The organism is Enterococcus sp. DIV0170 (assembly GCF_051710765.1).
GTDB lineage: Bacteria > Bacillota > Bacilli > Lactobacillales > Enterococcaceae > Enterococcus_A > Enterococcus_A raffinosus.
In genome coordinates this window covers 2846571-2873352 of record NZ_JBIOLG010000001.1, presented here as the reverse complement: position 1 = coordinate 2873352, position 26782 = coordinate 2846571, and the positions used below count along the sequence as shown (strand labels likewise).

The following is a 26782-nucleotide window of genomic DNA, read 5'->3' as shown; positions in this document are numbered from 1 at the left end:
AAGGAGTTTCTACATGCTAGCAAAAGATATTGAAAAAGTATTGATTACTAGAGAAGATATTCAAAAGCGCTGTGTGGAATTAGGCGCACAATTAACTACAGATTATACCGATAAAAATCCTTTGGTGGTTGGTATTTTAAAAGGAGCCGTTCCATTTATGGCTGACATTGTTCGTGAGATTGATGCACATTTAGAATTGGATTTCATGGATGTCTCAAGCTATGGCAATCAAACGGTCTCTTCAGGAGAAGTAAAAATCATCAAGGACTTAGATACGAACGTTGAAGGTCGTGACCTATTAATCGTAGAAGATATCATTGATAGTGGTCGTACTTTAGGATATTTAGTTGATTTATTTAAATACCGGAAGGCAAAATCAGTGAAAATCGTCACATTGTTAGATAAACCAGAGGGTCGCGTAGTGGATATTCATGCTGACTATGTTGGTTTTGATGTACCGAATGAGTTCGTAGTTGGCTACGGATTAGACTATGCAGAGGCGTATCGCAACCTGCCATACGTAGGTGTATTGAAGCCGGAAATTTATCAATCAAATTAGTGACCGAAAAAATCACAGTATGATATACTTAAAAGGTCAAAATTGATAAAACTTTTTTAACAAGCTAATAAGCTAACAAGTGCGAGGAGGACGCAGATGAACAAAAACAATAAGGGAGTAAAAAATGCTCTCTATTATATTCTCGTCATCTTGGCTATGGTCATGGTTGTTTATTTCCTTTTTGGAGATAACAAATCAGCTTCGCCAGATATCGAGTATTCAACGTTTACTGAACAGATGCAAGAAGGCAAAATTAAGAATCTTAAGATCCAGCCTGCTGGTGGTGTGTATAAAATCACTGGTGAGTACAAAGAGAAGCAAGAAGTTGCTAACTCTGGCGGACTAAGTATCATTGGTTCAACAGATTCTAAAACAACACATTTTTCAACCATTGTTTTGCCAAATGATTCGACTTTAAGTCAAGTCAATGATTTAGCAAAGGAAAACAAAGTCAAAACTGAGATTCAAGAAGAGTCAAGCAGCGGCATGTGGGTTACGCTATTAGTAAGCTTCTTACCGATCTTGATCATGATTTTCTTCTTCTACATGATGCTTGGACAACAAGGCGGCGGTGGCGGCGGTAATGGCCGTGTCATGAACTTTGGTAAATCCAAAGCTAAAGAGGCTGACAAAAAAGCGAACCGTGTACGTTTCTCTGATGTAGCCGGGGCAGAAGAAGAAAAACAAGAACTTGTTGAAGTCGTGGAATTCTTAAAAGACCCACGTCGTTTCGTAGAATTAGGTGCTCGTATTCCAGCGGGTGTCTTACTAGAAGGACCTCCGGGGACTGGTAAAACGTTACTTGCTAAAGCGGTAGCGGGTGAAGCCGGTGTTCCATTCTATTCGATTTCTGGTTCGGATTTCGTTGAAATGTTCGTTGGGGTCGGAGCTTCTCGTGTTCGTGATTTATTCGAAACAGCTAAGAAAAATGCACCAGCGATTATTTTTATCGATGAAATTGATGCAGTTGGCCGTCAGCGTGGTGCTGGTATGGGAGGCGGTCACGATGAACGTGAACAAACCCTCAACCAATTGCTCGTTGAAATGGATGGATTTGATGGCAACGAAGGCGTTATTGTTATCGCTGCAACAAACCGTTCTGATGTTTTAGACCCAGCGTTATTACGTCCAGGTCGTTTTGACCGTCAAATTTTGGTTGGTCGTCCAGACGTTAAAGGTCGTGAAGCAATCTTACGCGTCCACTCTCGTAATAAACCGTTGGCAGACGACGTTGATTTGAAGGTTGTTGCACAACAAACACCAGGCTTTGCTGGTGCGGATTTAGAAAATGTCTTGAATGAGGCGGCCTTAGTAGCTGCTCGTCGTAATAAGAAGAAAATTGATGCTTCAGACGTGGATGAAGCAGAAGATCGCGTTATTGCGGGACCTGCTAAGAAAGATCGTGTTATTAGTAAACATGAACGTGAAATGGTGGCTTACCATGAAGCGGGTCATACAATCATCGGGATGGTATTGAACCGTGCCCGCGTTGTCCATAAGGTAACGATTATCCCTCGTGGACGTGCTGGCGGTTATATGATTGCCTTGCCAAAAGAAGATCAAATGTTAATGTCTAAAGATGATATGTTTGAACAAATTGTTGGGTTATTAGGTGGTCGTACTGCTGAAGAAATCGTCTTTAATGCTCAAACAACAGGTGCTTCAAATGACTTCGAACAAGCGACAGCATTAGCTCGCAGCATGGTAACTGAATACGGAATGAGTGACAAGCTTGGACCAGTTCAGTATGAAGGAAACCATCAAGTCTTTGTTGGACGTGACTACGGACAAACAAAAGCTTACTCTGAACAAGTTGCCTTTGAGATTGATGAAGAAGTTCGCAGCATCTTAATGCAAGCTCATGAAAAAGCACGTGAGATTATTGAAACACATCGTGAACAGCATAAATTAATTGCTGAAAAATTATTAGAGTTTGAAACATTAGATGCGAAAGCAATCAAGTCATTGTTTGAAACAGGTAAAATGCCTGAAGGAAAAGACAGTCTTTACCCAAGTGAAAAAGCTCAAGCACAAACTTTTGAAGAAGCTAAACGCGCTTTGGAAGAAAAGGATGCGGAGAAGCAAGCAGAGGATAAAGCACCTGAACATAAAGAGTCAGATGACGAAATTGCACCAGACGATACAAACGATAATCAAGAATAAGGTAAAAACGGCATGTCCTCAGTGATGTGCCGTTTCTTTTTTTATTAAGGAGGAAGAAGAATGCAAGGGAAGATTCTTATAGCTACAGTGAAAGATTTATCCGAATTGCAAACAATCAGTATCGAAACTTTTCGAGATACTTTCGCTACAGAAAATGATCCTACTGATTTACAAAAGTATTTGCTTGAAGCATACAATTTAAAAAAACTAGAAAAAGAAATGCTAAATTCTGATTCACGTTTCTTCTTTATCTATCTGAATAAATCTTTGGCTGGTTATATGAAAGTAAATACTGGAAAAGCACAAACAGAGATGTCAGATAGAAATGGATTGGAAGTTGAACGAATCTACATTCGAAAAAAATTCAAGCGGCAAGGGTTAGGTCGTCAATTATTAGAGTATGCGTTTGAACTTGCTTCCCAAGAAAAACGTGAGAATATTTGGTTGGGGGTGTGGGAAAAGAATCAGAACGCTTTGCAATTTTATCAAACATTCGGTTTTAAGAAAGTCGGCGCTCATCCTTTCAATGTTGGAAAGGATAAACAAACTGATCTAATCATGCTAAAGGAACTCTTATAATTTGCATAATCATTAGGAGCGCGTACAATGAGGGCGAGAGGTGAGCGAAATGATGGAGAGCCAAAAAGCTGAGGAAATGATGGATCAAATCAGTCAAGCTTATGGGGATAAGGAAATCCAAGAACTTCCGGAAGTCCAGAAGTTTTTACTAGAAAATGCACAATTACTGGAAAAAACAGAAGCCTGTGGGCTGGTAGCAACTAAAATTTGTAAAGAGATTGCGCTTTATGCCTTTTCTCATCAATGTAGCTTTCCTAAGGCGTTAGGCGAATTGCATAGTCAATTGAAGCATGAAGCAATGAAATACGACGCTACAGCAATGGCGGCAATTTTATTACCCGTTTGGTTTTAGTGGGCAGGAAAGATAATCCCTGCTCATTTTTTAATGCTTATATGAATAAGTTATTAAGGTTTTCTATCAAGCTTATACAGAGAAGTTGAAAAATGTTGAAACACCTAGTATGATGCAATCACGAGTAAATTAGGAATGAGGAACAAATCGATGAGTGACTATTTAGTAAAAGCCTTAGCATATGAAGGTTTTGTTCGGGCGTATGCAGTGAACGCAACAGAAACAATTGCTGAAGCGCAGCAACGTCATGATACATGGAATACATCTTCGGCAGCATTAGGACGTACAATGATCGGAGCTTTGATGTTAGGTGCCACATTAAAAGGCGAAGATAAAATGACTGTTAAAGTAGAAGGAAATGGACCTGCTGGAGCTATCGTTGTCGATAGCAATGGTAAAGGCGAAGTAAAAGGGTATATCAAGAATCCTCATATTAGCTTACCGCTAAATGAGATTGGGAAAATTGACGTAAGAGGTGCGGTAGGCACTGAGGGGATGTTTACTGTTATTAAAGATCTGGGCTTAAAAGAACCCTTCTCAGGACAGACTCCGATTGTCTCTGGTGAAATTGGCGAAGATTTTACTTATTATCTGGCTGTATCCGAACAGATTCCATCGGCTGTTGGTGTCTCAGTATTGGTTGATACGGATGACTCTATAAAAATTGCTGGCGGGTTTATGATTCAGATTATGCCTGGAGCAAGCGAAGAAATAATTGATAAAATTGAGGAGCGTCTGAAGGAAACTGCCCGTATCTCATCACTTTTAGATGAAGGACAAACACCAGAAGAAATTCTGCAAACGTTGCTAGCAACAGATGATGTTGAATTCTTAGAAAATATGCCTGTTCAATTTAAATGTGACTGTTCTAAAGAAAAATTTGCATCAGCAATCATTACATTAGGTGCAGAGCAAATCCAAGAGCTGATTGATCAAGATCACGGTGCGGAAGCTGTGTGTGCATTTTGTAATAATAAATATGACTATAGTGAAGCAGATCTTTATGAATTGAAGCAAGAAATTTTGGGGGAATAATAGTGAAGCCGTTAAATGGTACGTGGAAAATCGGAAATGTTGAAGTGCCGAATCGGATTGTTGTTGCTCCAATGGCAGGAATTACAAATGCTGCTTTTCGTGTGACGGTAAAAGAATTCGGTGCAGGATTAGTTGTCTGTGAAATGATCAGTGACCAAGGAATCCATTTTAGAAATAAAAAAACGTTAGAGATGCTATACATCGATGAACGGGAGCATCCCTTAAGTGTTCAAATTTTTGGAGGAAATAAGGATTCGCTAGTAGAGGCGGCTCAGTTTGTCCAAGAAAATACGGAAGCAGATATCATAGATATCAATATGGGGTGTCCAGTAAATAAAGTGATCAAGGCAGAAGCTGGAGCAAAATGGTTGTTAGATCCTAATAAGGTGTATGAAATGGTTGATGCAGTTTCTTCTGCTGTAGATATTCCTGTAACAGTGAAAATGCGAATTGGCTGGGATCAGGAACATATTTTTGCTGTTGAAAATGCATTAGCTGCTCAAAGCGCGGGTGCCTCTGCAATTGCAATGCATGGTCGTACGCGTGTACAAATGTATGAGGGTCAAGCAGATTGGGACATTTTAAAGCTGGTTGCCAATCAATTAACCATTCCATTTATGGGAAATGGCGACGTACGAACCCCAGAAGATGCGAAACGGATGATTGAAGAAGTTGGAGTTGATGCGGTAATGATCGGTCGAGCCGCGCTAGGAAATCCTTGGATGATTCATCAAACACAACATTATCTTGAGACAGGGGAATTGATTCCCGAACCTAGTGCAAGAGAAAAGATCGAGACAGCAAAACTTCATTTAGAACGATTAATTAATCTTAAGGGTGAAAAAATTGCCTGCCGTGAATTTCGTCAGCATGCAAGCTATTATTTAAAGGGAATTTCACGTTCAGCAAAAGTTAAAGTAGCAATCAATCAAACGGAAGATAAGCAAGTAATCGTTGATCTATTGGATAGTCTTGTAGAAAAGACCGAAGCAAGAGCGATAATTAGCTAAAAATCAAGCCGAATGAGGAATTCGGCTTGATTTTTTAGCTATTCATTGGCATTATAAGTAAGAGTAATTACATACTGAGGAGGAACATTCGTGACTGAGGAACAAACAAATTTGACAGAAATGAACGATCAAATGCGTGTTCGCCGCGAAAAAATGGAAAATCTTCGTGAAGAAGGAATTGATCCATTTGGCGCACGGTTTGAACGTACAACAAATTCAAAAGAATTGCATGAGACATACGATGGAAACACTAAAGAAGAACTACTGGAAATGGGATTAACCGCAAGTGTAGCTGGGCGGATGATGACTAAACGTGGAAAAGGAAAAGTCGGATTTGCTCATTTACAAGATCGTGAAGGCCAAATTCAAATCTATGTTCGTAAAGACGAAGTAGGAGAAGAACCTTACGCAATCTTCAAAAAGGGCGATCTAGGTGATTTCTTTGGTGTGACTGGTGAAATCATGAAGACGGATACGGGTGAAGTGTCTATTAAAGCAAAAGAAATCACGCTGCTTTCAAAAGCATTACGTCCGTTACCAGAAAAATATCATGGCTTAACAAATGTTGAACAACGCTATCGTCAACGTTATTTAGATTTAATTAGTAATCGTGAAAGCTTTGATCGTTTTACCAAACGTAGTCAAATTATTAGCCAAATTCGCCGTTACCTAGATGGATTAGGTTATATAGAAGTAGAAACACCTGTTTTGCATAATGAAGCGGGTGGTGCAACTGCACGTCCATTTATTACTCATCATAATGCACTAGACATGGATCTTTATTTGCGAATTGCACTAGAATTACATTTAAAACGTCTAATTGTCGGTGGAATGGAAAAAGTTTATGAAATCGGCCGTGTATTCCGTAACGAAGGAATTGATACTACTCATAACCCAGAATTTACTATGATGGAAGTATATACTGCATATCAAGATTACTTGGATGTAATGAATCTAACTGAAGGAATCATTCGAGATGTGGCGCAAAATGTACTTGGTGAAACCACGTTGACTTTTGACGGAAAAGAGATTGATTTGGGCTCTGACTTCAGACGTGTTCATATGGTAGATGCAATTAAAGAACAAACAGGAGTAGATTTCTGGCCAGAGATGACGATTGAGGAGGCACGTTCGTTAGCGGAAGAACACCACGTTGAGATAAAAGATACGATGGAAATCGGTCATATCATCAATGAGTTCTTTGAAACTTTTGTGGAGGAAACACTTGAACAGCCAACATTTGTTTATGGTCATCCTGTAGAAGTATCACCGCTGGCGAAAAAGAATGCTGAAGATGGACGCTTTACAGATCGCTTTGAGCTGTTTATCGTGGGCCGTGAATTTGCAAATGCCTTTACAGAATTAAATGACCCTATCGATCAAAGAGCACGTTTTGAAGCACAAGAAAAAGAGCGTGAGCAAGGAAATGATGAAGCTCATGGTGTAGACGAAGATTTCTTGGAGGCTTTAGAATATGGAATGCCTCCAACAGGCGGCTTAGGAATAGGAATTGATCGTTTAGTTATGCTATTAACAGATGTTCAATCTATTCGAGATGTTTTACTATTTCCAACGATGCGTTAAAGAAACTTTTTAAGACGTTCAGCATAGCTGGACGTCTTTTTTTGAACTGTTCAAATGAATTATTAGAAAATGATGTCATCTTATCAACCATAAAAACGATTGAATATTTTGTGAAAAGGTAATTTTCAATCAGCTTTCATGTTATTTGCGAACATTTACACTAACAGTAAAGAACATTGGTCAGCATTAAAAAAAACTTCAAAAAAGTCGCTATTTTTGATTGACCAGATAAGATTATGTTGGTATATTATTTTATGTTCCAAAGCGAGCGTGTATCGCTCAAAAAAAATTAAAAATTGTTATTGACAGATGACTGACTTTCAGTTATTCTATCAAAGTCGCATAAAGCGATGATGACAACTTCTTCGAAAAAAACTTCAAAAAAGTTGTTGACATCAAAACAGCAATCTGTTATGATTTAAAAGTTGCTGAAACAAAGCGACAAACAATGTAGACCTTTGAAAACTGAACGAATAAAACAAACCAAATGTGTAGGGCGTTTCTTTTAATAGAAACAAACAACATAGCAAGCAATATGCTAGCAAGTCAATTTTTACAATTGAGCTGATCAGTCGTAAGACTGTTTCAAACACTTTTTATGAGAGTTTGATCCTGGCTCAGGACGAACGCTGGCGGCGTGCCTAATACATGCAAGTCGAACGCTTTTTCTTTCACCGGAGCTTGCTCCACCGAAAGAAAAGGAGTGGCGAACGGGTGAGTAACACGTGGGTAACCTGCCCATCAGAAGGGGATAACACTTGGAAACAGGTGCTAATACCGTATAACAATAGAAACCGCATGGTTTCTATTTGAAAGGCGCTTTTGCGTCACTGATGGATGGACCCGCGGTGCATTAGCTAGTTGGTGAGGTAACGGCTCACCAAGGCAACGATGCATAGCCGACCTGAGAGGGTGATCGGCCACATTGGGACTGAGACACGGCCCAAACTCCTACGGGAGGCAGCAGTAGGGAATCTTCGGCAATGGACGAAAGTCTGACCGAGCAACGCCGCGTGAGTGAAGAAGGTTTTCGGATCGTAAAACTCTGTTGTTAGAGAAGAACAAGGATGAGAGTAGAATGTTCATCCCTTGACGGTATCTAACCAGAAAGCCACGGCTAACTACGTGCCAGCAGCCGCGGTAATACGTAGGTGGCAAGCGTTGTCCGGATTTATTGGGCGTAAAGCGAGCGCAGGCGGTTTCTTAAGTCTGATGTGAAAGCCCCCGGCTCAACCGGGGAGGGTCATTGGAAACTGGGAAACTTGAGTACAGAAGAGGAGAGTGGAATTCCATGTGTAGCGGTGAAATGCGTAGATATATGGAGGAACACCAGTGGCGAAGGCGGCTCTCTGGTCTGTAACTGACGCTGAGGCTCGAAAGCGTGGGGAGCAAACAGGATTAGATACCCTGGTAGTCCACGCCGTAAACGATGAGTGCTAAGTGTTGGAGGGTTTCCGCCCTTCAGTGCTGCAGCTAACGCATTAAGCACTCCGCCTGGGGAGTACGACCGCAAGGTTGAAACTCAAAGGAATTGACGGGGGCCCGCACAAGCGGTGGAGCATGTGGTTTAATTCGAAGCAACGCGAAGAACCTTACCAGGTCTTGACATCCTTTGACCACTCTAGAGATAGAGCTTCCCCTTCGGGGGCAAAGTGACAGGTGGTGCATGGTTGTCGTCAGCTCGTGTCGTGAGATGTTGGGTTAAGTCCCGCAACGAGCGCAACCCTTATTGTTAGTTGCCATCATTTAGTTGGGCACTCTAGCGAGACTGCCGGTGACAAACCGGAGGAAGGTGGGGATGACGTCAAATCATCATGCCCCTTATGACCTGGGCTACACACGTGCTACAATGGGAAGTACAACGAGTCGCGAAGTCGCGAGGCTAAGCTAATCTCTTAAAGCTTCTCTCAGTTCGGATTGTAGGCTGCAACTCGCCTACATGAAGCCGGAATCGCTAGTAATCGCGGATCAGCACGCCGCGGTGAATACGTTCCCGGGCCTTGTACACACCGCCCGTCACACCACGAGAGTTTGTAACACCCGAAGTCGGTGAGGTAACCTTTTGGAGCCAGCCGCCTAAGGTGGGATAGATGATTGGGGTGAAGTCGTAACAAGGTAGCCGTATCGGAAGGTGCGGCTGGATCACCTCCTTTCTAAGGAATATTACGGAAACTACACAGGTTGCTTTATTCGTTCAGTTTTGAGAGGTCTACTCTCAAATCGTTCATTGAAAACTGGATACAGAAACAATAATTTAAACAAACCGAGAACACCGCGTTGAATGAGTTTTTTAAATAAGTTCAATTGCTTATTTTTTCTGATTGGGAAGTCTATCGCTAGATGGAACAATCAACCCCCTAACGCAAGTTAGGATAAGGTTAAGTGAATAAGGGCGCACGGTGGATGCCTTGGCACTAGGAGCCGATGAAGGACGGGACTAACACCGATATGCTTCGGGGAGCTGTAAGTAAGCTTTGATCCGGAGATTTCCGAATGGGGGAACCCAGCATCTTTTATAGGATGTTACTTTTCAGTGAATACATAGCTGATTAGAGGTAGACGCAGAGAACTGAAACATCTAAGTACCTGCAGGAAGAGAAAGAAAAATCGATTCCCTGAGTAGCGGCGAGCGAAACGGGAAAAGCCCAAACCAAGAGGCTTGCCTCTTGGGGTTGTAGGACTCCGATATGGTAGTCCAGTGAGATAGTCGAAGGACCTGGAAAGGTCTGCTAGAAAGGGTAAAAGCCCCGTAGACAAAATTTGACTGGCACCTAGGAGGATCCTGAGTACGGCGGAACACGAGGAATTCCGTCGGAATCCGGGAGGACCATCTCCCAAGGCTAAATACTCCCTAGTGACCGATAGTGAACCAGTACCGTGAGGGAAAGGTGAAAAGCACCCCGGAAGGGGAGTGAAATAGATCCTGAAACCGTGTGCCTACAACAAGTTAGAGCCCGTTAATGGGTGATAGCGTGCCTTTTGTAGAATGAACCGGCGAGTTACGATTACTTGCGAGGTTAAGTTGAAAAGACGGAGCCGCAGCGAAAGCGAGTCTGAATAGGGCGAATGAGTAAGTGGTCGTAGACCCGAAACCATGTGATCTACCCATGTCCAGGTTGAAGGTGCGGTAAAACGCACTGGAGGACCGAACCCACGTACGTTGAAAAGTGCGGGGATGAGGTGTGGGTAGCGGAGAAATTCCAAACGAACTTGGAGATAGCTGGTTCTCTCCGAAATAGCTTTAGGGCTAGCCTCAGAGTAAGAATGATGGAGGTAGAGCACTGTTTGGACTAGGGGCCCATCTCGGGTTACCGAATTCAGATAAACTCCGAATGCCATCCATTCATCTCTGGGAGTCAGACTGTGAGTGATAAGATCCATAGTCGAAAGGGAAACAGCCCAGACCACCAGCTAAGGTCCCCAAATAACTATTAAGTGGAAAAGGATGTGGGGTTGCACAGACAACTAGGATGTTGGCTTAGAAGCAGCCACCATTTAAAGAGTGCGTAATAGCTCACTAGTCGAGTGACCCTGCGCCGAAAATGTACCGGGGCTAAATAGTTTACCGAAGCTGTGGAACACACCAATAGGTGTGTTGGTAGGAGAGCGTTCTAAGGGCGTTGAAGGCAGATCGTGAGGACTGCTGGAGCGCTTAGAAGTGAGAATGCCGGTATGAGTAGCGAAAGACAGGTGAGAATCCTGTCCACCGAATGACTAAGGTTTCCTGGGGAAGGCTCGTCCGCCCAGGGTTAGTCGGGACCTAAGCCGAGGCCGAAAGGCGTAGGCGATGGATAACAGGTTGATATTCCTGTACCCGTTGTTTTTGTTTGAGCAATGGAGGGACGCAGGAGGCTAAGGAATCAGACGATTGGAAATGTCTGTCCAAGCAATAAGTCTTGATGTGAGTCAAATGCTTACGTCTTTAAGGACAAGTTGTGATGGGGAGGGAAATAATAGTACCGAAGTTCCTGATGTCACACTGCCGAGAAAAGCTTCTAGTGAGAAAACAATGGCCCGTACCGCAAACCGACACAGGTAGTCGAGGAGAGAATCCTAAGGTGAGCGAGAGAACTCTCGTTAAGGAACTCGGCAAAATGACCCCGTAACTTCGGGAGAAGGGGTGCTGATCTAACGATCAGCCGCAGTGAATAGGCCCAAGCGACTGTTTATCAAAAACACAGGTCTCTGCAAAATCGAAAGATGACGTATAGGGGCTGACGCCTGCCCGGTGCTGGAAGGTTAAGAGGAGTGCTTAGCGTAAGCGAAGGTACGAATTGAAGCCCCAGTAAACGGCGGCCGTAACTATAACGGTCCTAAGGTAGCGAAATTCCTTGTCGGGTAAGTTCCGACCCGCACGAAAGGCGTAACGATTTGGGCACTGTCTCAACGAGAGACTCGGTGAAATTTTAGTACCTGTGAAGATGCAGGTTACCCGCGACAGGACGGAAAGACCCCATGGAGCTTTACTGCAGTTTGATATTGAGTGTTTGTACCACATGTACAGGATAGGTAGGAGCCGTAGAAGTCGGGACGCTAGTTTCGACAGAGGCGCTGGTGGGATACTACCCTTGTGTTATGACCACTCTAACCCGCACCACTGATCGTGGTGGGAGACAGTGTCAGATGGGCAGTTTGACTGGGGCGGTCGCCTCCTAAAGAGTAACGGAGGCGCCCAAAGGTTCCCTCAGAATGGTTGGAAATCATTCGCAGAGTGTAAAGGCACAAGGGAGCTTGACTGCGAGACCTACAAGTCGAGCAGGGACGAAAGTCGGGCTTAGTGATCCGGTGGTTCCGCATGGAAGGGCCATCGCTCAACGGATAAAAGCTACCCTGGGGATAACAGGCTTATCTCCCCCAAGAGTCCACATCGACGGGGAGGTTTGGCACCTCGATGTCGGCTCGTCGCATCCTGGGGCTGTAGTCGGTCCCAAGGGTTGGGCTGTTCGCCCATTAAAGCGGCACGCGAGCTGGGTTCAGAACGTCGTGAGACAGTTCGGTCCCTATCCGTCGCGGGCGTTGGAAATTTGAGAGGATCTGTCCTTAGTACGAGAGGACCGGGATGGACTTACCGCTGGTGTACCAGTTGTCTCGCCAGAGGCATCGCTGGGTAGCTATGTAGGGAAGGGATAAACGCTGAAAGCATCTAAGTGTGAAGCCCACCTCAAGATGAGATTTCCCATTTCTTTAAGAAAGTAAGATCCCTGAGAGATGATCAGGTAGATAGGTCAGAAGTGGAAGTGCAGTGATGTACGGAGCGGACTGATACTAATCGATCGAGGACTTAACCAAAATAAAATGATTGTCGGTCGTTTAAAAACGTTTCTGATCCAGTTTTGAGTGAACGAAGTTTACTCAAGTAAATAGCAGTGTGGTGGCGATAGCGAGAAGGATACACCTGTTCCCATGTCGAACACAGAAGTTAAGCTTCTTAGCGCCGATTGTAGTGAGGGGTTGCCCCTTGTGAGATTAGGACGTCGCCACGCGAACATGGAGGTTTAGCTCAGCTGGGAGAGCATCTGCCTTACAAGCAGAGGGTCAGCGGTTCGAACCCGTTAACCTCCATATGAGCCGTTAGCTCAGTTGGTAGAGCATCTGACTTTTAATCAGAGGGTCACAGGTTCGAGCCCTGTACGGCTCATAAGAATATGCGGGTGTGGCGGAATTGGCAGACGCACTAGATTTAGGATCTAGCGCCTTACGGCGTGGGGGTTCAAGTCCCTTCACCCGCATTTTATTTTTTTGTAGTTGCCGGCTTAGCTCAGTTGGTAGAGCATCTGATTTGTAATCAGAGGGTCGAGGGTTCAAGTCCTTTAGCCGGCATCATGCGGAAATAGCTCAGTGGTAGAGCACCACCTTGCCAAGGTGGGGGTCGCGGGTTCGAACCCCGTTTTCCGCTTTCCTGAAGACCAGGGAACAACGCCGGGGTGGCGGAACTGGCAGACGCACAGGACTTAAAATCCTGCGGTGAGTGATCACCGTACCGGTTCGATTCCGGTCCTCGGCATTAACTAAATAACGCACCCGTAGCTCAATTGGATAGAGTACTTGACTACGAATCAAGGGGTTAGAGGTTCGAGTCCTCTCGGGTGCATTTCGGGAAGTAGCTCAGCTTGGTAGAGCACTTGGTTTGGGACCAAGGGGTCGCAGGTTCGAATCCTGTCTTCCCGATAAAAATAAAATTATGGGGCCTTAGCTCAGCTGGGAGAGCGCCTGCTTTGCACGCAGGAGGTCAGCGGTTCGATCCCGCTAGGCTCCATTTTTATTAATAACGCGGTGTAGCTCAGCTGGCTAGAGCGTCCGGTTCATACCCGGGAGGTCGGGGGTTCGATCCCCTCCGCCGCGATTTTATTCGAGCCAGGACCTTTAGCTCAGTTGGTTAGAGCAGACGGCTCATAACCGTCCGGTCGTAGGTTCGAGTCCTACAAGGTCCATAGTGACTCTTTTACGGAGGATTACCCAAGTCCGGCTGAAGGGAACGGTCTTGAAAACCGTCAGGCGGGTAAAACCGTGCAAGGGTTCGAATCCCTTATCCTCCTTTTTTTTGAATAATATTATCGCGGGATGGAGCAGTCTGGTAGCTCGTCGGGCTCATAACCCGAAGGTCGTAGGTTCAAATCCTGCTCCCGCAATTAAAAACTAAAAAATACGGTTCCGTGGTGTAGGGGTTAACATGCCTGCCTGTCACGCAGGAGATCGCGGGTTCAAATCCCGTCGGGACCGCCATGCGGGTGTAGTTTAGTGGTAAAACCACAGCCTTCCAAGCTGTTGTCGCGAGTTCGATTCTCGTCACCCGCTTTTAGTTTTTTTATGAAGGGCCTATAGCTCAGCTGGTTAGAGCGCACGCCTGATAAGCGTGAGGTCGATGGTTCGAGTCCATTTAGGCCCATTAAAATTATGGCCCGTTGGTCAAGCGGTTAAGACACCGCCCTTTCACGGCGGTAACACGGGTTCGAGTCCCGTACGGGTCATTATTTTTATTCGGAGGATTACCCAAGTCCGGCTGAAGGGAACGGTCTTGAAAACCGTCAGGCGGGTAAAACCGTGCAAGGGTTCGAATCCCTTATCCTCCTTTTTTTGAATAATATTATCGCGGGATGGAGCAGTCTGGTAGCTCGTCGGGCTCATAACCCGAAGGTCGTAGGTTCAAATCCTGCTCCCGCAATTAAAAACTAAAAAATACGGTTCCGTGGTGTAGGGGTTAACATGCCTGCCTGTCACGCAGGAGATCGCGGGTTCAAATCCCGTCGGGACCGCTTCTGGCTCGGTAGCTCAGTTGGTAGAGCAATGGATTGAAGCTCCATGTGTCGGCAGTTCGATTCTGTCCCGCGCCATCAGATTTGCGGGTGTAGTTTAGTGGTAAAACCACAGCCTTCCAAGCTGTTGTCGCGAGTTCGATTCTCGTCACCCGCTTTAGTTTTTATGAAGGGCCTATAGCTCAGCTGGTTAGAGCGCACGCCTGATAAGCGTGAGGTCGATGGTTCGAGTCCATTTAGGCCCATTAAAAAATCTTTTTGGTTTTTTGGGGAAGTACTCAAGTGGCTGAAGAGGCGCCCCTGCTAAGGGTGTAGGTCGGGAAACCGGCGCGAGGGTTCAAATCCCTCCTTCTCCGTTTTTTATTATTATGGCCCGTTGGTCAAGCGGTTAAGACACCGCCCTTTCACGGCGGTAACACGGGTTCGAGTCCCGTACGGGTCATCCTGAGACGTTCTTGGACGTCTCTTTTTTTTATGCCGAAAATGATTTTTCATAAGTTTTCAGATTTATTGATGGTTTTATTAGTGACAGCTGCTATTTTTCTGTTATAATCGAGTCGTTGCAAGTTCCCGATAGGCTCTGGAAAGGCCCAGAGATTCCTTGTAACCGAATAAAAATTAGGGGGAATATTTATAATGGAAGAACGACGTTTATTTACATCTGAATCAGTTTCAGAAGGACATCCGGATAAGGTTGCTGACCAAATCAGTGACGCTATTTTGGATGCTATTTTGGAAAAGGATCCGAAAGCCAGAGTTGCATGTGAGACTTCAGTGACGACTGGGCTTGTTTTAGTTTTTGGAGAAATTTCTACTACGGCTTATGTAGATATCCAAAAGGTTGTTCGTGAAACAATTAAGCGCATTGGCTATACTGAATCAAGATTTGGGTTTGATGGAGACAATGTAGCTGTATTAGTAGCAATTGATGAACAATCACCTGATATCGCTCAGGGCGTGGATGATGCTTTGGAGACTCGTGGGAAAGAAGAATTATTAGATGACATCGGTGCTGGAGACCAAGGTTTGATGTTTGGTTTTGCAGTGAACGAGACACCTGAGTTAATGCCATTGCCTATTTCATTGAGTCATCACTTAGTAAAACGTTTGGCGGATTTGCGTAAATCTGGTGAAGTGGCTTACTTTGGTCCAGATGCGAAATCGCAAGTAACAGTAGAATATGATGAAAATGGGAAACCATTGCGTGTGGATACCGTTGTCATTAGTACACAGCACAATGATGCGGTTGATAATGAAACGATCCAAAAAGACGTAATGGAAAAAGTGATCAAACACGAAATTCCTGCTGAATTATTAGATGAGAAAACAAAATATTTTATTAATCCGACGGGACGCTTTGTAATCGGCGGACCACAAGGAGATGCCGGCTTGACTGGACGTAAAATCATCGTTGATACTTATGGTGGTTATTCACGTCATGGCGGGGGTGCTTTTTCTGGTAAGGACGCAACAAAAGTTGACCGCTCAGCCTCGTACGCTGCACGTTATATTGCCAAAAATATTGTTGCTGCCGGCTTAGCTGAAAAAGTAGAAGTGCAGCTTGCTTACGCGATTGGTGTGGCTCAACCGGTGTCTATTTCAGTAAATACCTTTGGAACGGCAAAAGTTTCTGAAGAAGCATTGATCGGTGCAATTCGCGAAAACTTTGATCTACGCCCAGCTGGAATTATTGAGATGCTTGATCTTCTACGTCCAATTTACAGCGATACGGCAGCGTATGGTCATTTTGGTCGTACGGATGTCGATTTGCCTTGGGAACATCTAGATAAAGTAGATGCATTGAAAAAAAGTTTGAATTTAGTATAAATCGTACAGACATAAATTATTTATGGAGTTCACGAGGCGGTTTCTATTGATCATGTTGTTGATCAATGGTACCGTCTCTTTTTATTTAGTTGTTGAGTAGGAATATGGAGGGTAAGATGAAAAGAAAAACAAATGTAAAGGTTGTAACAGCTGGGATTTTCATCGCGACATTTATGTCAGCGATTGAAGGGACGATCGTAACGACAGCGATGCCGACGATTGTAGGAAGTTTGCATGGTATTGAGATCATGAATTGGGTCTTTTCGATTTATTTATTAACCAATGCTATGATTACACCGATTTACGGGAAATTAGCGGATAAAATTGGAAGAAAGCCGATTTTTATTGTAGGCATATTGTTATTTGTATTAGGATCTGCGTTGTGTGGAATGTCAAATGAGATGCTGACGCTGATCATTGCTCGGGGAATTCAGGGAATCGGTGCTGGGGCAATTATGCCGGTATCCTTAACAATTATTGCGGATCTATATGATATTGAAAAGCGAGCAAAAGTACTTGGGCTGACGAGTGCGGCTTGGGGTGTTGCGAGTGTATTTGGTCCTCTTGCAGGTGGACTCATCGTGGATACGATTGGTTGGCACTGGATATTTTTTATTAATGTACCGATCGGATTAGGATTGATTGCTCTCTTGCAATATTTCTTTGTAGAAGAAAAGAAGACACATGAAGCGAAAAAGATGGATATCTTTGGTAGTCTATTCTTAATGTTAACCTTAGTTAGTCTTTTGCTAGGATTCCAGCTTTTGGGGGATGAAGGGATAACTGTTATGGTATTAGCTTTGTTTATCGTGAGTCTGATTTCGTTAGGGTTATTTATTCGTACCGAAAAACGGGCCGAAGATCCGGTGATCAATTTAAAATTGTTTCGGAATCGAACGTTTGCCAGTGTAAATATTGTAGCTGCTTTAATCAGTGGCTTTTTGATGGGGCTGGATGTCTATATTCCAATGTGGATGCAGGGAGTTCTAGGAAAACCGGCTGGAATCGGAGGACTAGTATTAGCTCCCATGTCGATTGTCTGGATGTACGGGTCCTTTTTATCTGGTCAATTATTGCGTAAGTATCCGGCAAAATGGATTATCGTCAGCGGTTTGATGATTATTTTAGCCGGTGGAGGTACTCTTTTAGCGTTGCCGCAGCAGAGTCCCTTTTGGCTGTTCTTCATCATTATGGGGGTCTTAGGAATCGGATACGGCCTGTCTGTTACTACGACGACCGTGGAGGCACAAGCCAGTGTTCCTAAAGAAGAAATTGGTGTAGCCACTTCATTTAATACCTTGTCTCGTACGATCGGTCAGACTGTGATGGTTTCACTTTTTGGCATCATTTTGAATATCGCAAACGGACGACAACTGACGAGGGCAGGAATTGTGGATTTGGATGTGATGAATCGATTAATTAATCCTCACACAGCATTACAGATTGAAGAAAGTTTACGAATAGAATTACGAAAAATTCTGTTTGATAGTTTACATTGGATCTATTTTGCTGGTTTGTTGTTGATCATAGCGGCTTTGATTTTTAGTTTTATGGTTGGCAAACAAAGCAAAAGTGTTAAACTAAACGAAGAATAGAAGAAGTGGAGGATTGAACTGAATGGCTTTTTTACAGGCAAATGTGTATTCGAACGTTTTGCAAATGGAAGTGGCGATGAATGTGATCTTGCCGCAAACCACTCATAAAAAAATTGGAACTGAAACAGCAGGAGTAACGGAAGATGTTCCTGTATTGTATCTTTTGCATGGAATGGGTGGAAATCACAGTGTGTGGGAACGACGCACCTCTATTGAACGATATGTGGCTGACTATAAGATGGCCGTGGTTATGCCTTCGACAGATTTAGGCTTTTATACAGATACGACTTATGATATGAATTATTGGACCTTTGTTTCCGAAGAGCTGCCAACCATCGTCCATGAATTATTTCCTCAGATTACACATAAGCGAGAAAAAACCTTTGCGGCAGGCTTATCAATGGGTGGCTATGGCGCGTTGAAGCTTGGCCTATCAAAACCAGAGAATTTTGCCGCGGTAGCTTCTTTATCAGGTGCCGTGGTTTTAGCTGATGTGGAAAGTTTACTACTGGTGAGAAATGAAGCCTACTGGCAAGGAATCTTTGGTCCATTAGATCAAATTCAGGGTTCTGTGAATGATCCGGTTCGTTTATTGAATGAATTAGTAGATAGTGGAACATCAGCACCGCGTTTTTTCTTGGCTTGTGGAACAGAAGATGATTTGTATCCGGCTAGTCAATACATGGCACATAAAATGAAGCAAAAAAATCTTAATGTGACCTTTGAAGAGGGACCTGGAAAACATGATTGGGTATTTTGGGATGCTTGGATCAAACGTGTTTTGGAATGGTTCAACGAAAAGAGCGACTGATTTCTTGTCAGTCGCTCTTTTTTTCTACACACAATAAGATGGGAGGATTATTTTTTTGATTAATAAATTGATAGTTCAGAACACTGAATTTTTCTTGCGGCAGGGCTTGGCAAAAATGCAGCACCTCATTTTTTTCAGCTTCACCGCCCTCATGACCATAATAAATGACGACAATCATTCGCCCACCTATGGTCAATCGTTTCAAAATCGCTGACATGGCCTGTTTAGTGGTCTCAGGCAGAGTAATGACGTGCTTGTCACTTTTTGGTAAGTAGCCAAGATTAAAAATGGCTGCTTGAATTGGTTGATCCACCGCGATTTTTTCTTCAATCGTTTCATGGCCTGCAAGAAAAAGTGTCGCACGATCTGTATAGTCCGCTAATTTTTCACAGGTATTTTGGAGTGCTTGCTCTTGTATATCAAAAGCATAAACATGTCCGGTTGATCCAACTAGTTCAGCTAAAAAAAGTGTATCGTTCCCGTTTCCCATTGTGGCATCAATAACATAATCGCCTTCTGAAATTATTTCCTTTAGCAATTGGTGACTATATCGCAGAGCCGTTAGCAGCATGAATAAAGTCCTTCCTTAGAGCAAATTTCCCCTGATAAGAGTCGCGGCGAATCAATTCTTGATCAATCGCATTTAACACTTCCCATTTTTTTAAACTCCACATAGGTCCAATCAATGAGTCCCAGGGAGCATCACCTGTCAAACGATGAATGATAATGTCTTGCGGAATCATTTCTAACTGGTCACAGATGACAGACACATAGTCTTCCTTACTCATTAATTGCAATCGACCTTCGGCATAATCTCTTAGCATTTTTGTATTACGCATTAAGTGTAGCAAATGCAGCTTTATTCCTTGGATGTCAGAGTCTAAAATTGTACGGCGAACATTTTCTCGCATCATGTCTAATGATTCGCCAGGTAGACCGTTGATCAAATGGGTGCAGACATTGATGTTGTGTTTCCGCAGACGTGCTACGGCGTCAACATAGGTCGGATAATCATGAGCACGATTGATTTTTTCACTGGTAGATTCATAAGTGGTTTGTAGCCCTAGCTCTACCCATAGATAAAGACGTTGATTAAGTTCAGCTAAATAATCAACGACCTCTGGCGGTAGACAATCTGGTCGGGTACCCACGGACAAACCTACGACACCAGGAAGATTAACGACTTGCTCGAAACGTTCACGAATAACCTCTACTGGGGCATGTGTATTCGTAAAGTTTTGAAAGTAGACGATGTATTGCTCCACATGGGGCCATTTTTGATGCATCATATCGATTTCTTTATGAAATTGCTGCGGCAGCGGATCACTAGGTGCGACAATCATATCGCCGGAACCTGAAACACTGCAAAAGGTACAGCCGCCGTGTGCGACCGTTCCGTCTCGGTTTGGACAGTCAAAGCCGCCATCAACAGGGACCTTGAAAATTTTCCCGCCGAATTGCTGCCGTAGGGCATAATTCCATGAATGATAGCGTTTGGCTTCATCGTCACTATATTGAAAAATCATTTTTTCCTCCTAATTGCTTTTAGATCATAAGCTAATTTCTTCTGCTTGTAATAAGGATAAGTAAATAGCAGCCAGCTGCTGCCAAAAAGGACGCCTGCGAGCACATCACTCGGATAATGGACACCAAGATAGATACGACTCACCACAATGCTGAAGATCAATAAACCGACAATGATCTGAGCAATTAGCCGCGGTGTTTTTTCTTTAAAGAACAGAGCCATAACAAAAATTAGGGTGCCGTAAAGCAATGTACTAGCTGTCGCATGTCCGCTTGGAAAGCTAAAGCTATGTTCCGTTACCATATGTGGCAAAATGGTTGGCCGGGCACGGTGGAAAAACAGCTTGAGCAAATGATTGCCGATACCACTGACTAGCGCCATACTGATTGCTAACCAAAGTGCTGTAATCTTTTGTTTATTAAAATAGAATAAGCCGACGAACACAATGGTCAGGAGAATGACGGTGATCGGATTCGCGAATTTTGTTACCCATAAAAAATAGCCGTTCATTTGAGGCGATAATTGATGGACTGCATGAATGATTCCTCGGTCAAAACCCGATAATGTATCAGGGTAAAAGCGTACAATGTAACACATTGCCGCAAAAAATAGCAAAGTGAAACTACCGATTAATTGGTAAATGGATTTGTTTTTCATTATATTTTCTAATTCACCCTTTCTAAACAGAAGTATTATATCATGTTTCGCTAAAGGGACAATTTTTTAGAGAAATTCTTAAGGGGAATTCAATTGAATAATATTTTGGAATCTGCTAAGATGAAACTACTTTGAATAGTTGCTGCCCGGAAGAGGAGTAGTAGAAAAGGATCGCATTTCAGAGAGCGCACGGTGCTGTGAGTGTGCATGTGAGCCATTCGAACTTACCTTGGAGCATGATCATTTGATCCGGTTAAAGACCGTTATTTCTTTTGAGGTCTGTCTTTTGGCAGATGAAAATAGGTGGTACCACGTTGATAACGTCCTATGAGAGTTCTTTCTGAGCTTTCGTAGGACTTTTTTTGTCAGTTCTACTTCTCGCTTCAGCGAGTTAGTAGAATGATATGCGTGACGAAGATAAGCCCATTTTTCTGTATTTTAGAAAAATGATTCATTACTTGGAATTAGCTGCTAGTCCAACTTTTCGCAGTTATTCAAAGCATGAGAACGATTAACATCTTTAGCCATGTTATTAGTACAAGGTATCTAGTTGGATAGTATGCGTACGAAGATTGGTTGAATTTTGCGTAAGGAAAATTCATTCATTTATTTTGAGCTAGCTGTCAGTTCTACTTCTCGCTTCAGCGAGTTCGTAGAAGGAAATGTCTTAGTTTTTCAGTTTCATTTTAGAAACTGCGGCTATATTATTATTACAAACAAAATAAGTTTATTTATTAGGAGGAGCAACATGAGTTACGATCACAAAGCGATTGAGAAAAAATGGCAAAAATATTGGGCAAAGCACAATGTTTTTAATACCCAAGATGATCCTGAAAAGCCAAAGTTTTATGCCTTGGATATGTTTCCGTATCCATCTGGACAGGGCTTGCATGTAGGACATCCGGAAGGTTATACAGCAACAGACGTCATTTCACGAATGAAACGGGCGCAGGGCTACAATGTTCTACATCCGATGGGATGGGATGCTTTTGGTTTGCCAGCAGAACAATATGCCTTGGATACAGGAAATGATCCTGCGGAGTTTACTAAGAAAAACATCGAAACCTTCAAGCGTCAAATCAATGCACTAGGATTCAGCTATGATTGGAATCGCGAGTTGAATACAACAGATCCTGAGTATTACAAATGGACTCAATGGATCTTTGAACAAATGTATGAAAAAGGATTAGCTTATGAAGCGGAGGTTCCTGTAAACTGGGTTCCTGAATTAGGAACAGTTATTTCTAATGAAGAAGTGATTGACGGCAAGAGTGAACGCGGCGGCTATGATGTGATTCGTAAACCTATGCGTCAATGGATGCTGAAAATTACTGCTTATGCGGATCGCTTACTGGATGATTTGGAAACGGTGGATTGGCCAGAAAGCATCAAAGAAATGCAACGGAATTGGATTGGCCGTTCAATCGGTGCGAATGTCAGCTTTAAAATTGACGGCAGCGATGAAACCTTTACTGTTTTTACCACGCGTCCAGATACATTATTCGGTGCGACTTATGCAGTGTTGGCACCAGAGTTGGACTTGGTACAAAAGATTACGACAGATGAACAAAAAGTGGCTGTCGATGCCTACATCGAAGAAGCATCGAAAAAATCAGAATTGAATCGGACAGATTTGGCGAAGGAAAAAACCGGAGTCTTCACTGGGGCTTATGCGATTAATCCTGTCAACGGTGAAAAAATGCCAATCTGGATCGGTGACTATGTTTTAGCTTCTTATGGAACAGGTGCTATTATGGCGGTTCCTGCCCATGATGAACGAGATTATGAATTTGCGAAAACATTTGGTCTGCCAATCATTCCTGTACTTGAAGGCGGCGATGTTGAGAAGGAAGCCTTCACAGGTGACGGACCACATATCAATTCAGAATTTTTAGATGGAATGAATAAACAAGATGCTATTGATCAAATGGTTGCTTGGTTGGAAGAACATGGCTGTGGGAAGAAAGAAATCAGTTACCGTCTGCGTGACTGGCTGTTCTCTCGTCAACGTTATTGGGGTGAACCAATTCCGGTCATTCACTGGGAAGATGGAACAACTGGTTTAGTGCCTGATTATGAATTGCCTTTAGAATTACCAAAAACAACAGACATCAAACCAAGCGGTACGGGTGAATCTCCATTGGCCAACATTGAAGAATGGGTCAATGTAGTGGATCCGATTACCGGTAAAAAAGGTCGTCGTGAAACCAATACGATGCCGCAATGGGCAGGCAGCTCATGGTACTACTTGCGCTTCATCGATCCCCACAACAAAGAAGCCTTGGCGGATTATGACAAACTGAAACGCTGGATGCCGGTGGATCTTTATATAGGTGGAGCTGAACATGCGGTGTTGCATCTATTATATGTTCGCTTCTGGCATAAATTCTTGTATGATATCGGTGTGGTGCCAACAAATGAACCCTTCCAAAAATTATATAACCAAGGGATGATCTTAGGCCAAAGCTTCCGTGATAGTCGTGGGGCGTTAGTACCAACGAACATGGTAGAAAAACGCGATGGCAAATGGTTTAGCATCGAAACAGGTGAAGAACTGGAAGAAGCGCCTGCAAAAATGAGTAAATCATTGAAAAATGTAGTCAATCCTGATGATGTTGTTGAACAATATGGCGCCGATACTTTACGGATGTACGAAATGTTTATGGGACCTTTGGATGCATCGATTGCTTGGAGTGAAAACGGACTTGAAGGTTCTCGGAAATTCTTGGATCGCGTATGGCGCTTGATTGTAGATGAAGAGGGTAAAATGCGAGATCATATCACAACTTTCAACGATGGATCATTAACTAAGGTCTACAATCAAACCGTTAAAAAAGTAACCGAAGATATGGAAAACCTCCACTTGAACACAGCTATTTCTCAATTGATGGTTTTCGTCAATGACGCATATAAAGCAGAAGCGTTGACCTATGAATATGTAGAAGGGTTTGTACAATTGCTTGCACCGCTTGCACCGCACATTGCAGAAGAGCTTTGGGCGATCCTAGGACATGAAGGCGGCATTTCTCATGTTGCTTGGCCAACGTATGATGAAGAGGCGCTAGTTGAAAATGAAATTGAAGTCATTTTACAAGTCAACGGCAAGGTTCGTTCAAAAGTAATGGTTGCAGTTGATTTAGCCAAAGAGGAGTTAGAAAAACTTGCACTGGCTGATGAACATATCCAACGAAATATTGAAGGCAAAACGATTCGTAAAGTAATTGTTGTACCAAATAAATTGGTCAATATTGTCGCAAATTAGCCAAATGAACTATCTCGTATTTATTTACGAGGTAGTTTTTTTAGTAAAAATATGAAGCGGCACTTTGTTCAGCTGTGCTAGGATGGAGAAAAAGGGAGTGAGGGATTTAATTGATGAAAATTACTGAGTTGTTAGGTATCCAATATCCAATTTTTCAAGGAGCAATGGCTCATATCGCCCGTTATCCGTTAGTCAGTGCTGTATCTGAAGCTGGTGGATTAGGAATTATTGCGGCAGGTGGATTAAGTGGAGAAGAGTTGCGAGAACAGATTCGTGAAACGAAAAAACGTACAGACAAGCCTTTCGCTGTTAACTTGATGCTGCAAATGGACAATATTTCGGAACAAGTTGACCTACTGATTGAAGAAAAAGTAAAAATCGTTACGACTGGTGCAGGAACACCTAAACCTCATATGAAACAGCTAAAACAGGCTGGGATCAAAGTGTTTCCTGTCGTTCCTTCCGTGAAATTAGCGAAAAAGATGGAGCAATTGGGTGTTGACGGGATCATTGCTGAGGGAATGGAGGCTGGCGGGCACATTGGTGAGACTACGACGATGACGCTGATACCGCAAGTAGCACAAGCGACTGAGCTACCATTGATTGCAGCAGGAGGCATCGGTGATGGTCGCGGGATGGCGGCGGCATTTGCTTTGGGGGCACAGGGGGTTCAAATGGGCACCGCTTTTTTGCTAGCAGCAGAATGTCCCATTCACGAAAACTATCAGCAGGCGATTATCCGAGCAAACGATACCGCTACAACAGTGATTCGTAAAGGTGGAGCGATCCGCGGATTAAAAAATCGTTTGACGGCAGAGTCACCAAATGAGGCATTTACATTGGAAGCGTTACGGTCTGCAGCAGATCAGGGAGATATTGAACAAGGATGCGTGATGTCTGGGCAGATTGCCGGATTACTGACCCAAGTGAAGCAAGCAAAGGATCTAATCGAAGAACTGTATAGAGAAGCTAAGTACGTGAGTGAAAGGATAAAAATAGACTAACGGGGTGCCCCGTTAGTCTTTAATAAACGCTTCAGCCAAATGGTAGTCACCTTCATAAGGAAGATCTTCACCATTGACGGTCATATATTTGTCGGTTCCTTTTCCCGCTAAAATGATGGCATCGTTTGGTCCGGCATTATGAATCGCTTCTCTGATGGCTTTCTTACGATTGGCTTCAAAGTGGACACGGACACGATCGTTTTGGATGCCTTGCTGGATTTCGTCTGCGATTTTTTTTGGATCTTCAAAGTTTGGATCGTCACTAGTCAGAACAGCGATGTCGGCATATTCTCCAATCGCTTGTCCTAGTCCGTCACGGCGAGATTCGGCTTTATTACCGGTAGAGCCGGTGATCACCAGAAGTTTCCCGTTCAGGTGCTGCTCCTTCGCAAAGGCTAACAAGGATTTCATGCTTAGATAATTATGGGCATAATCCACATAGATGTGGGCGCCATTTGATTTCAGCAGCAGATTCATTCGACCGGGGACCAAGGCCTCAGCCAGACCTTGGCGACCGGCTGCTTGATCTGCGCCTACTAACGCACTAGCGATTAAAGCAGCAGCGGCATTTTCCTTGTTGAAATCACCAGCCAGCAAAATTTTATACTCGCCATTTAGCTCCAATCGATCCTCTGTACTGGATAGAGCAAATGCTAGCGGATGGTCTAACGGCTTCACCTGATAATCCGCTGCCTCATTCCCGTAGGTGATAACGGGAATCATTTGTTTTTCGGCTAATTCCTGCAGCAGATCAAAATGATCGATTTCATGCTGCAGAATGACTTGACGAGAATTTGCCACCAATTGTCGTTTACAATAGAAGTAATCTTCAAATGTTGGGTGTTCAATGGGCCCGATATGATCAGGCGAGATATTTAGAAAGATCCCTACATCAAAAGTTAAGCCATAAACGCGTGCGACTTTATAGGCTTGGGAAGAGACCTCCATGACTAGATGTGTCATACCGTTTGCTACGGCCTCTGCCATCATGCGATATAAGTCTAAAGATTCCGGTGTTGTCAGCTTTGATTTGAAAAAAGTAACGCCGTCTAAGGTTGTATTTAAAGTAGATAGCAATGCGGTCTTTTTATTTGTAGCGAGATCTAAAATTTGTTTTGTAAAATAAGCAACGGTTGTTTTTCCCTTCGTTCCGGTGATGCCGATCAGCTTCAATTTTTCTTGCGGGTAATCGTAAAATGCCATACTTAGAAGGGCTAGTGCTTTACGAATGTCGGTTACAATAATCGCCAATTCTGCCGCCACCTCGTAGGGCTGTTCTGCAATATAACAGGTTAAACCGTCTTTCAGTGCTTGTTCTAAAAAGCGCTGTTGAAAATTATTGCCTTTACAGAAAAAAAGTGTGGTGCTATCGACTTCACGTGAGTCGTAAGAAATTTTTTCGAAGTCTTTGTCAAAGGGAGCAGTCAGTGTCCAATGCGTTGGTGTGATGAACTCCCGTAAAAGATTTTCTTTTTCAAGTATTTGTTGAATTTGGGTAAGTGTCAGCATGTTGAGACCTCCAATATATAGTCTAGGCTATTATAGCATAGCTCAGGCTTAGAAAAA

At 43.4% G+C, this 26782-nt stretch carries 16 protein-coding genes, 25 tRNA genes, 3 rRNA genes, 1 riboswitch and 1 other annotated feature; of the genes, 40 read left to right on the top strand and 4 right to left on the bottom strand.

Translation table 11 applies throughout. The features are described 5' to 3' along the window. The first annotated feature begins 13 nt into the window (after positions 1 to 13). The 38 genes from hpt (at position 14) to IGI50_RS13655 (ending at position 18768) form a co-directional block, all read left to right on the top strand. Complete coding sequence (hpt, locus tag IGI50_RS13840) at positions 14 to 559, top strand: hypoxanthine phosphoribosyltransferase (protein WP_010745334.1); 546 nt, start codon at positions 14 to 16, stop codon at positions 557 to 559. A gap of 96 nt (positions 560 to 655) precedes the next feature. Next, positions 656 to 2722 carry an ATP-dependent zinc metalloprotease FtsH gene (gene ftsH, locus IGI50_RS13835; protein ID WP_438777336.1) on the top strand — a complete coding sequence of 689 codons (2067 nt, stop codon included), beginning with the start codon at positions 656 to 658 and terminating at the stop codon, positions 2720 to 2722. 60 nt (positions 2723 to 2782) lie between these two features. Then, on the top strand, positions 2783 to 3301 hold the full coding sequence (locus IGI50_RS13830) for a GNAT family N-acetyltransferase (protein ID WP_010745336.1): 519 nt from the start codon (positions 2783 to 2785) through the stop codon (positions 3299 to 3301). 49 nt (positions 3302 to 3350) lie between these two features. Next, on the top strand, positions 3351 to 3653 hold the full coding sequence (locus tag IGI50_RS13825; RefSeq protein WP_010745337.1) for a bacteriocin immunity protein: 303 nt from the start codon (positions 3351 to 3353) through the stop codon (positions 3651 to 3653). Between the two features lie 150 nt (positions 3654 to 3803). Beyond that, complete coding sequence (hslO, locus tag IGI50_RS13820) at positions 3804 to 4688, top strand: Hsp33 family molecular chaperone HslO (RefSeq protein ID WP_438777335.1); 885 nt, start codon at positions 3804 to 3806, stop codon at positions 4686 to 4688. A 2-nt stretch (positions 4689 to 4690) separates the two neighbouring features. Further along, the gene (gene dusB, locus IGI50_RS13815; RefSeq protein WP_438777334.1) at positions 4691 to 5698 is read left to right on the top strand and encodes a tRNA dihydrouridine synthase DusB; all 1008 of its coding nucleotides are present in this window, start codon (positions 4691 to 4693) and stop codon (positions 5696 to 5698) included. A gap of 120 nt (positions 5699 to 5818) precedes the next feature. Then, a complete protein-coding gene (gene lysS / locus IGI50_RS13810) occupies positions 5819 to 7282 on the top strand; it encodes a lysine--tRNA ligase (protein WP_438777597.1) in 1464 nt (487 codons plus the stop codon). A 594-nt stretch (positions 7283 to 7876) separates the two neighbouring features. After that, positions 7877 to 9435 (top strand): 16S ribosomal RNA (locus tag IGI50_RS13805). A 223-nt stretch (positions 9436 to 9658) separates the two neighbouring features. Then, positions 9659 to 12571, top strand: a 23S ribosomal RNA gene (locus IGI50_RS13800). Between the two features lie 78 nt (positions 12572 to 12649). Next, positions 12650 to 12765: ribosomal RNA gene (gene rrf / locus IGI50_RS13795) — 5S ribosomal RNA — on the top strand. Together the 16S, 23S and 5S rRNA genes with 25 tRNA genes alongside form the textbook arrangement of a ribosomal RNA operon. A 6-nt stretch (positions 12766 to 12771) precedes the next feature. Next, positions 12772 to 12844: transfer RNA gene (locus IGI50_RS13790), tRNA-Val, on the top strand. Between the two features lie 3 nt (positions 12845 to 12847). Next, positions 12848 to 12920: transfer RNA gene (locus IGI50_RS13785), tRNA-Lys, on the top strand. A gap of 9 nt (positions 12921 to 12929) precedes the next feature. Further along, a tRNA-Leu gene (locus IGI50_RS13780) sits at positions 12930 to 13011 on the top strand. Between the two features lie 18 nt (positions 13012 to 13029). Continuing rightward, positions 13030 to 13102 (top strand) — tRNA-Thr (locus IGI50_RS13775). A gap of 4 nt (positions 13103 to 13106) precedes the next feature. Beyond that, positions 13107 to 13178: transfer RNA gene (locus tag IGI50_RS13770), tRNA-Gly, on the top strand. A 22-nt stretch (positions 13179 to 13200) separates the two neighbouring features. Then, positions 13201 to 13286 (top strand) — tRNA-Leu (locus IGI50_RS13765). Positions 13287 to 13299: 13 nt separating this feature from the next. Next, positions 13300 to 13373, top strand: a tRNA-Arg gene (locus tag IGI50_RS13760). A gap of 3 nt (positions 13374 to 13376) precedes the next feature. Beyond that, positions 13377 to 13450, top strand: a tRNA-Pro gene (locus IGI50_RS13755). Between the two features lie 15 nt (positions 13451 to 13465). Further along, a tRNA-Ala gene (locus IGI50_RS13750) sits at positions 13466 to 13538 on the top strand. A 13-nt stretch (positions 13539 to 13551) separates the two neighbouring features. Beyond that, a tRNA-Met gene (locus IGI50_RS13745) sits at positions 13552 to 13625 on the top strand. Positions 13626 to 13639: 14 nt separating this feature from the next. Further along, positions 13640 to 13713: transfer RNA gene (locus IGI50_RS13740), tRNA-Ile, on the top strand. A 15-nt stretch (positions 13714 to 13728) separates the two neighbouring features. Next, positions 13729 to 13818 (top strand) — tRNA-Ser (locus tag IGI50_RS13735). Between the two features lie 19 nt (positions 13819 to 13837). Beyond that, positions 13838 to 13911 (top strand) — tRNA-Met (locus IGI50_RS13730). 18 nt (positions 13912 to 13929) lie between these two features. After that, positions 13930 to 14005: transfer RNA gene (locus IGI50_RS13725), tRNA-Asp, on the top strand. 1 nt (position 14006) lies between these two features. Continuing rightward, positions 14007 to 14077: transfer RNA gene (locus tag IGI50_RS13720), tRNA-Gly, on the top strand. Between the two features lie 17 nt (positions 14078 to 14094). Beyond that, a tRNA-Ile gene (locus IGI50_RS13715) sits at positions 14095 to 14168 on the top strand. 10 nt (positions 14169 to 14178) lie between these two features. Continuing rightward, positions 14179 to 14250 (top strand) — tRNA-Glu (locus tag IGI50_RS13710). Positions 14251 to 14262: 12 nt separating this feature from the next. Then, positions 14263 to 14352 (top strand) — tRNA-Ser (locus IGI50_RS13705). Between the two features lie 18 nt (positions 14353 to 14370). Then, a tRNA-Met gene (locus tag IGI50_RS13700) sits at positions 14371 to 14444 on the top strand. A gap of 18 nt (positions 14445 to 14462) precedes the next feature. After that, a tRNA-Asp gene (locus IGI50_RS13695) sits at positions 14463 to 14535 on the top strand. Between the two features lie 5 nt (positions 14536 to 14540). Continuing rightward, positions 14541 to 14613, top strand: a tRNA-Phe gene (locus IGI50_RS13690). An 8-nt stretch (positions 14614 to 14621) separates the two neighbouring features. Beyond that, positions 14622 to 14692 (top strand) — tRNA-Gly (locus tag IGI50_RS13685). A gap of 14 nt (positions 14693 to 14706) precedes the next feature. Then, positions 14707 to 14780: transfer RNA gene (locus IGI50_RS13680), tRNA-Ile, on the top strand. A gap of 23 nt (positions 14781 to 14803) precedes the next feature. After that, positions 14804 to 14891 (top strand) — tRNA-Ser (locus IGI50_RS13675). 14 nt (positions 14892 to 14905) lie between these two features. Then, positions 14906 to 14977: transfer RNA gene (locus tag IGI50_RS13670), tRNA-Glu, on the top strand. 113 nt (positions 14978 to 15090) lie between these two features. After that, positions 15091 to 15174: riboswitch (SMK box riboswitch) on the top strand. Beyond that, a complete protein-coding gene (metK, locus tag IGI50_RS13665) occupies positions 15172 to 16362 on the top strand; it encodes a methionine adenosyltransferase (protein ID WP_438777333.1) in 1191 nt (396 codons plus the stop codon). Its footprint overlaps the riboswitch before it by 3 nt. 116 nt (positions 16363 to 16478) lie before the next feature. Further along, a complete protein-coding gene (locus IGI50_RS13660) occupies positions 16479 to 17957 on the top strand; it encodes an MDR family MFS transporter (RefSeq protein ID WP_438777332.1) in 1479 nt (492 codons plus the stop codon). Between the two features lie 22 nt (positions 17958 to 17979). After that, the gene (locus IGI50_RS13655; RefSeq protein WP_438777331.1) at positions 17980 to 18768 is read left to right on the top strand and encodes an alpha/beta hydrolase; all 789 of its coding nucleotides are present in this window, start codon (positions 17980 to 17982) and stop codon (positions 18766 to 18768) included. Between the two features lie 7 nt (positions 18769 to 18775). On the opposite strand, the gene IGI50_RS13650 is transcribed toward IGI50_RS13655, so the two are convergent. From IGI50_RS13650 to IGI50_RS13640, 3 genes are read right to left on the bottom strand one after another with little or no spacing between them, the layout of a single operon-like run. Continuing rightward, on the bottom strand, positions 18776 to 19339 hold the full coding sequence (locus IGI50_RS13650) for a class I SAM-dependent methyltransferase (RefSeq protein ID WP_438777330.1): 564 nt from the start codon (positions 19337 to 19339) through the stop codon (positions 18776 to 18778). Continuing rightward, on the bottom strand, positions 19314 to 20294 hold the full coding sequence (locus IGI50_RS13645; RefSeq protein WP_438777329.1) for a TIGR01212 family radical SAM protein: 981 nt from the start codon (positions 20292 to 20294) through the stop codon (positions 19314 to 19316). The genes IGI50_RS13650 and IGI50_RS13645 overlap by 26 nt, the downstream gene beginning before the upstream one ends. Then, positions 20291 to 20950, bottom strand: coding sequence for a phosphatase PAP2 family protein (locus IGI50_RS13640; protein WP_222225996.1), 660 nt, complete (start codon positions 20948 to 20950; stop codon positions 20291 to 20293). The genes IGI50_RS13645 and IGI50_RS13640 overlap by 4 nt, the downstream gene beginning before the upstream one ends. Positions 20951 to 21088: 138 nt before the next feature. Next, positions 21089 to 21281: a binding site (T-box leader), on the top strand. 417 nt (positions 21282 to 21698) lie between these two features. Between IGI50_RS13640 and leuS the strand changes: the two genes are divergently transcribed. Continuing rightward, a complete protein-coding gene (leuS, locus tag IGI50_RS13635) occupies positions 21699 to 24212 on the top strand; it encodes a leucine--tRNA ligase (RefSeq protein WP_438777328.1) in 2514 nt (837 codons plus the stop codon). Positions 24213 to 24325: 113 nt separating this feature from the next. Further along, the gene (locus IGI50_RS13630) at positions 24326 to 25216 is read left to right on the top strand and encodes an NAD(P)H-dependent flavin oxidoreductase (protein ID WP_438777596.1); all 891 of its coding nucleotides are present in this window, start codon (positions 24326 to 24328) and stop codon (positions 25214 to 25216) included. A 12-nt stretch (positions 25217 to 25228) separates the two neighbouring features. Here IGI50_RS13630 and IGI50_RS13625 read toward each other — a convergent pair whose 3' ends face one another. Beyond that, positions 25229 to 26725 carry a UDP-N-acetylmuramoyl-L-alanyl-D-glutamate--L-lysine ligase gene (locus IGI50_RS13625; protein ID WP_438777327.1) on the bottom strand — a complete coding sequence of 499 codons (1497 nt, stop codon included), beginning with the start codon at positions 26723 to 26725 and terminating at the stop codon, positions 25229 to 25231. Positions 26726 to 26782: the final 57 nt, after the last annotated feature.

What these genes read in the sequence shown, in the direction of transcription:
- hpt (WP_010745334.1), top strand. Translation starts at nt 14, where the DNA reads ATGCTAGCAAAAGATATTGAAAAAGTATTGATTACTAGAGAAGATATT.
- ftsH (WP_438777336.1), top strand. Translation starts at nt 656, where the DNA reads ATGAACAAAAACAATAAGGGAGTAAAAAATGCTCTCTATTATATTCTC.
- IGI50_RS13830 (WP_010745336.1), top strand. Translation starts at nt 2,783, where the DNA reads ATGCAAGGGAAGATTCTTATAGCTACAGTGAAAGATTTATCCGAATTG.
- IGI50_RS13825 (WP_010745337.1), top strand. Translation starts at nt 3,351, where the DNA reads ATGATGGAGAGCCAAAAAGCTGAGGAAATGATGGATCAAATCAGTCAA.
- hslO (WP_438777335.1), top strand. Translation starts at nt 3,804, where the DNA reads ATGAGTGACTATTTAGTAAAAGCCTTAGCATATGAAGGTTTTGTTCGG.
- lysS (WP_438777597.1), top strand. Translation starts at nt 5,819, where the DNA reads ATGAACGATCAAATGCGTGTTCGCCGCGAAAAAATGGAAAATCTTCGT.
- metK (WP_438777333.1), top strand. Translation starts at nt 15,172, where the DNA reads ATGGAAGAACGACGTTTATTTACATCTGAATCAGTTTCAGAAGGACAT.
- IGI50_RS13660 (WP_438777332.1), top strand. Translation starts at nt 16,479, where the DNA reads ATGAAAAGAAAAACAAATGTAAAGGTTGTAACAGCTGGGATTTTCATC.
- IGI50_RS13655 (WP_438777331.1), top strand. Translation starts at nt 17,980, where the DNA reads ATGGCTTTTTTACAGGCAAATGTGTATTCGAACGTTTTGCAAATGGAA.
- IGI50_RS13650 (WP_438777330.1), bottom strand. Translation starts at nt 19,339, where the DNA reads ATGCTGCTAACGGCTCTGCGATATAGTCACCAATTGCTAAAGGAAATA.
- IGI50_RS13645 (WP_438777329.1), bottom strand. Translation starts at nt 20,294, where the DNA reads ATGATTTTTCAATATAGTGACGATGAAGCCAAACGCTATCATTCATGG.
- IGI50_RS13640 (WP_222225996.1), bottom strand. Translation starts at nt 20,950, where the DNA reads ATGAAAAACAAATCCATTTACCAATTAATCGGTAGTTTCACTTTGCTA.
- leuS (WP_438777328.1), top strand. Translation starts at nt 21,699, where the DNA reads ATGAGTTACGATCACAAAGCGATTGAGAAAAAATGGCAAAAATATTGG.
- IGI50_RS13630 (WP_438777596.1), top strand. Translation starts at nt 24,326, where the DNA reads ATGAAAATTACTGAGTTGTTAGGTATCCAATATCCAATTTTTCAAGGA.
- IGI50_RS13625 (WP_438777327.1), bottom strand. Translation starts at nt 26,725, where the DNA reads ATGCTGACACTTACCCAAATTCAACAAATACTTGAAAAAGAAAATCTT.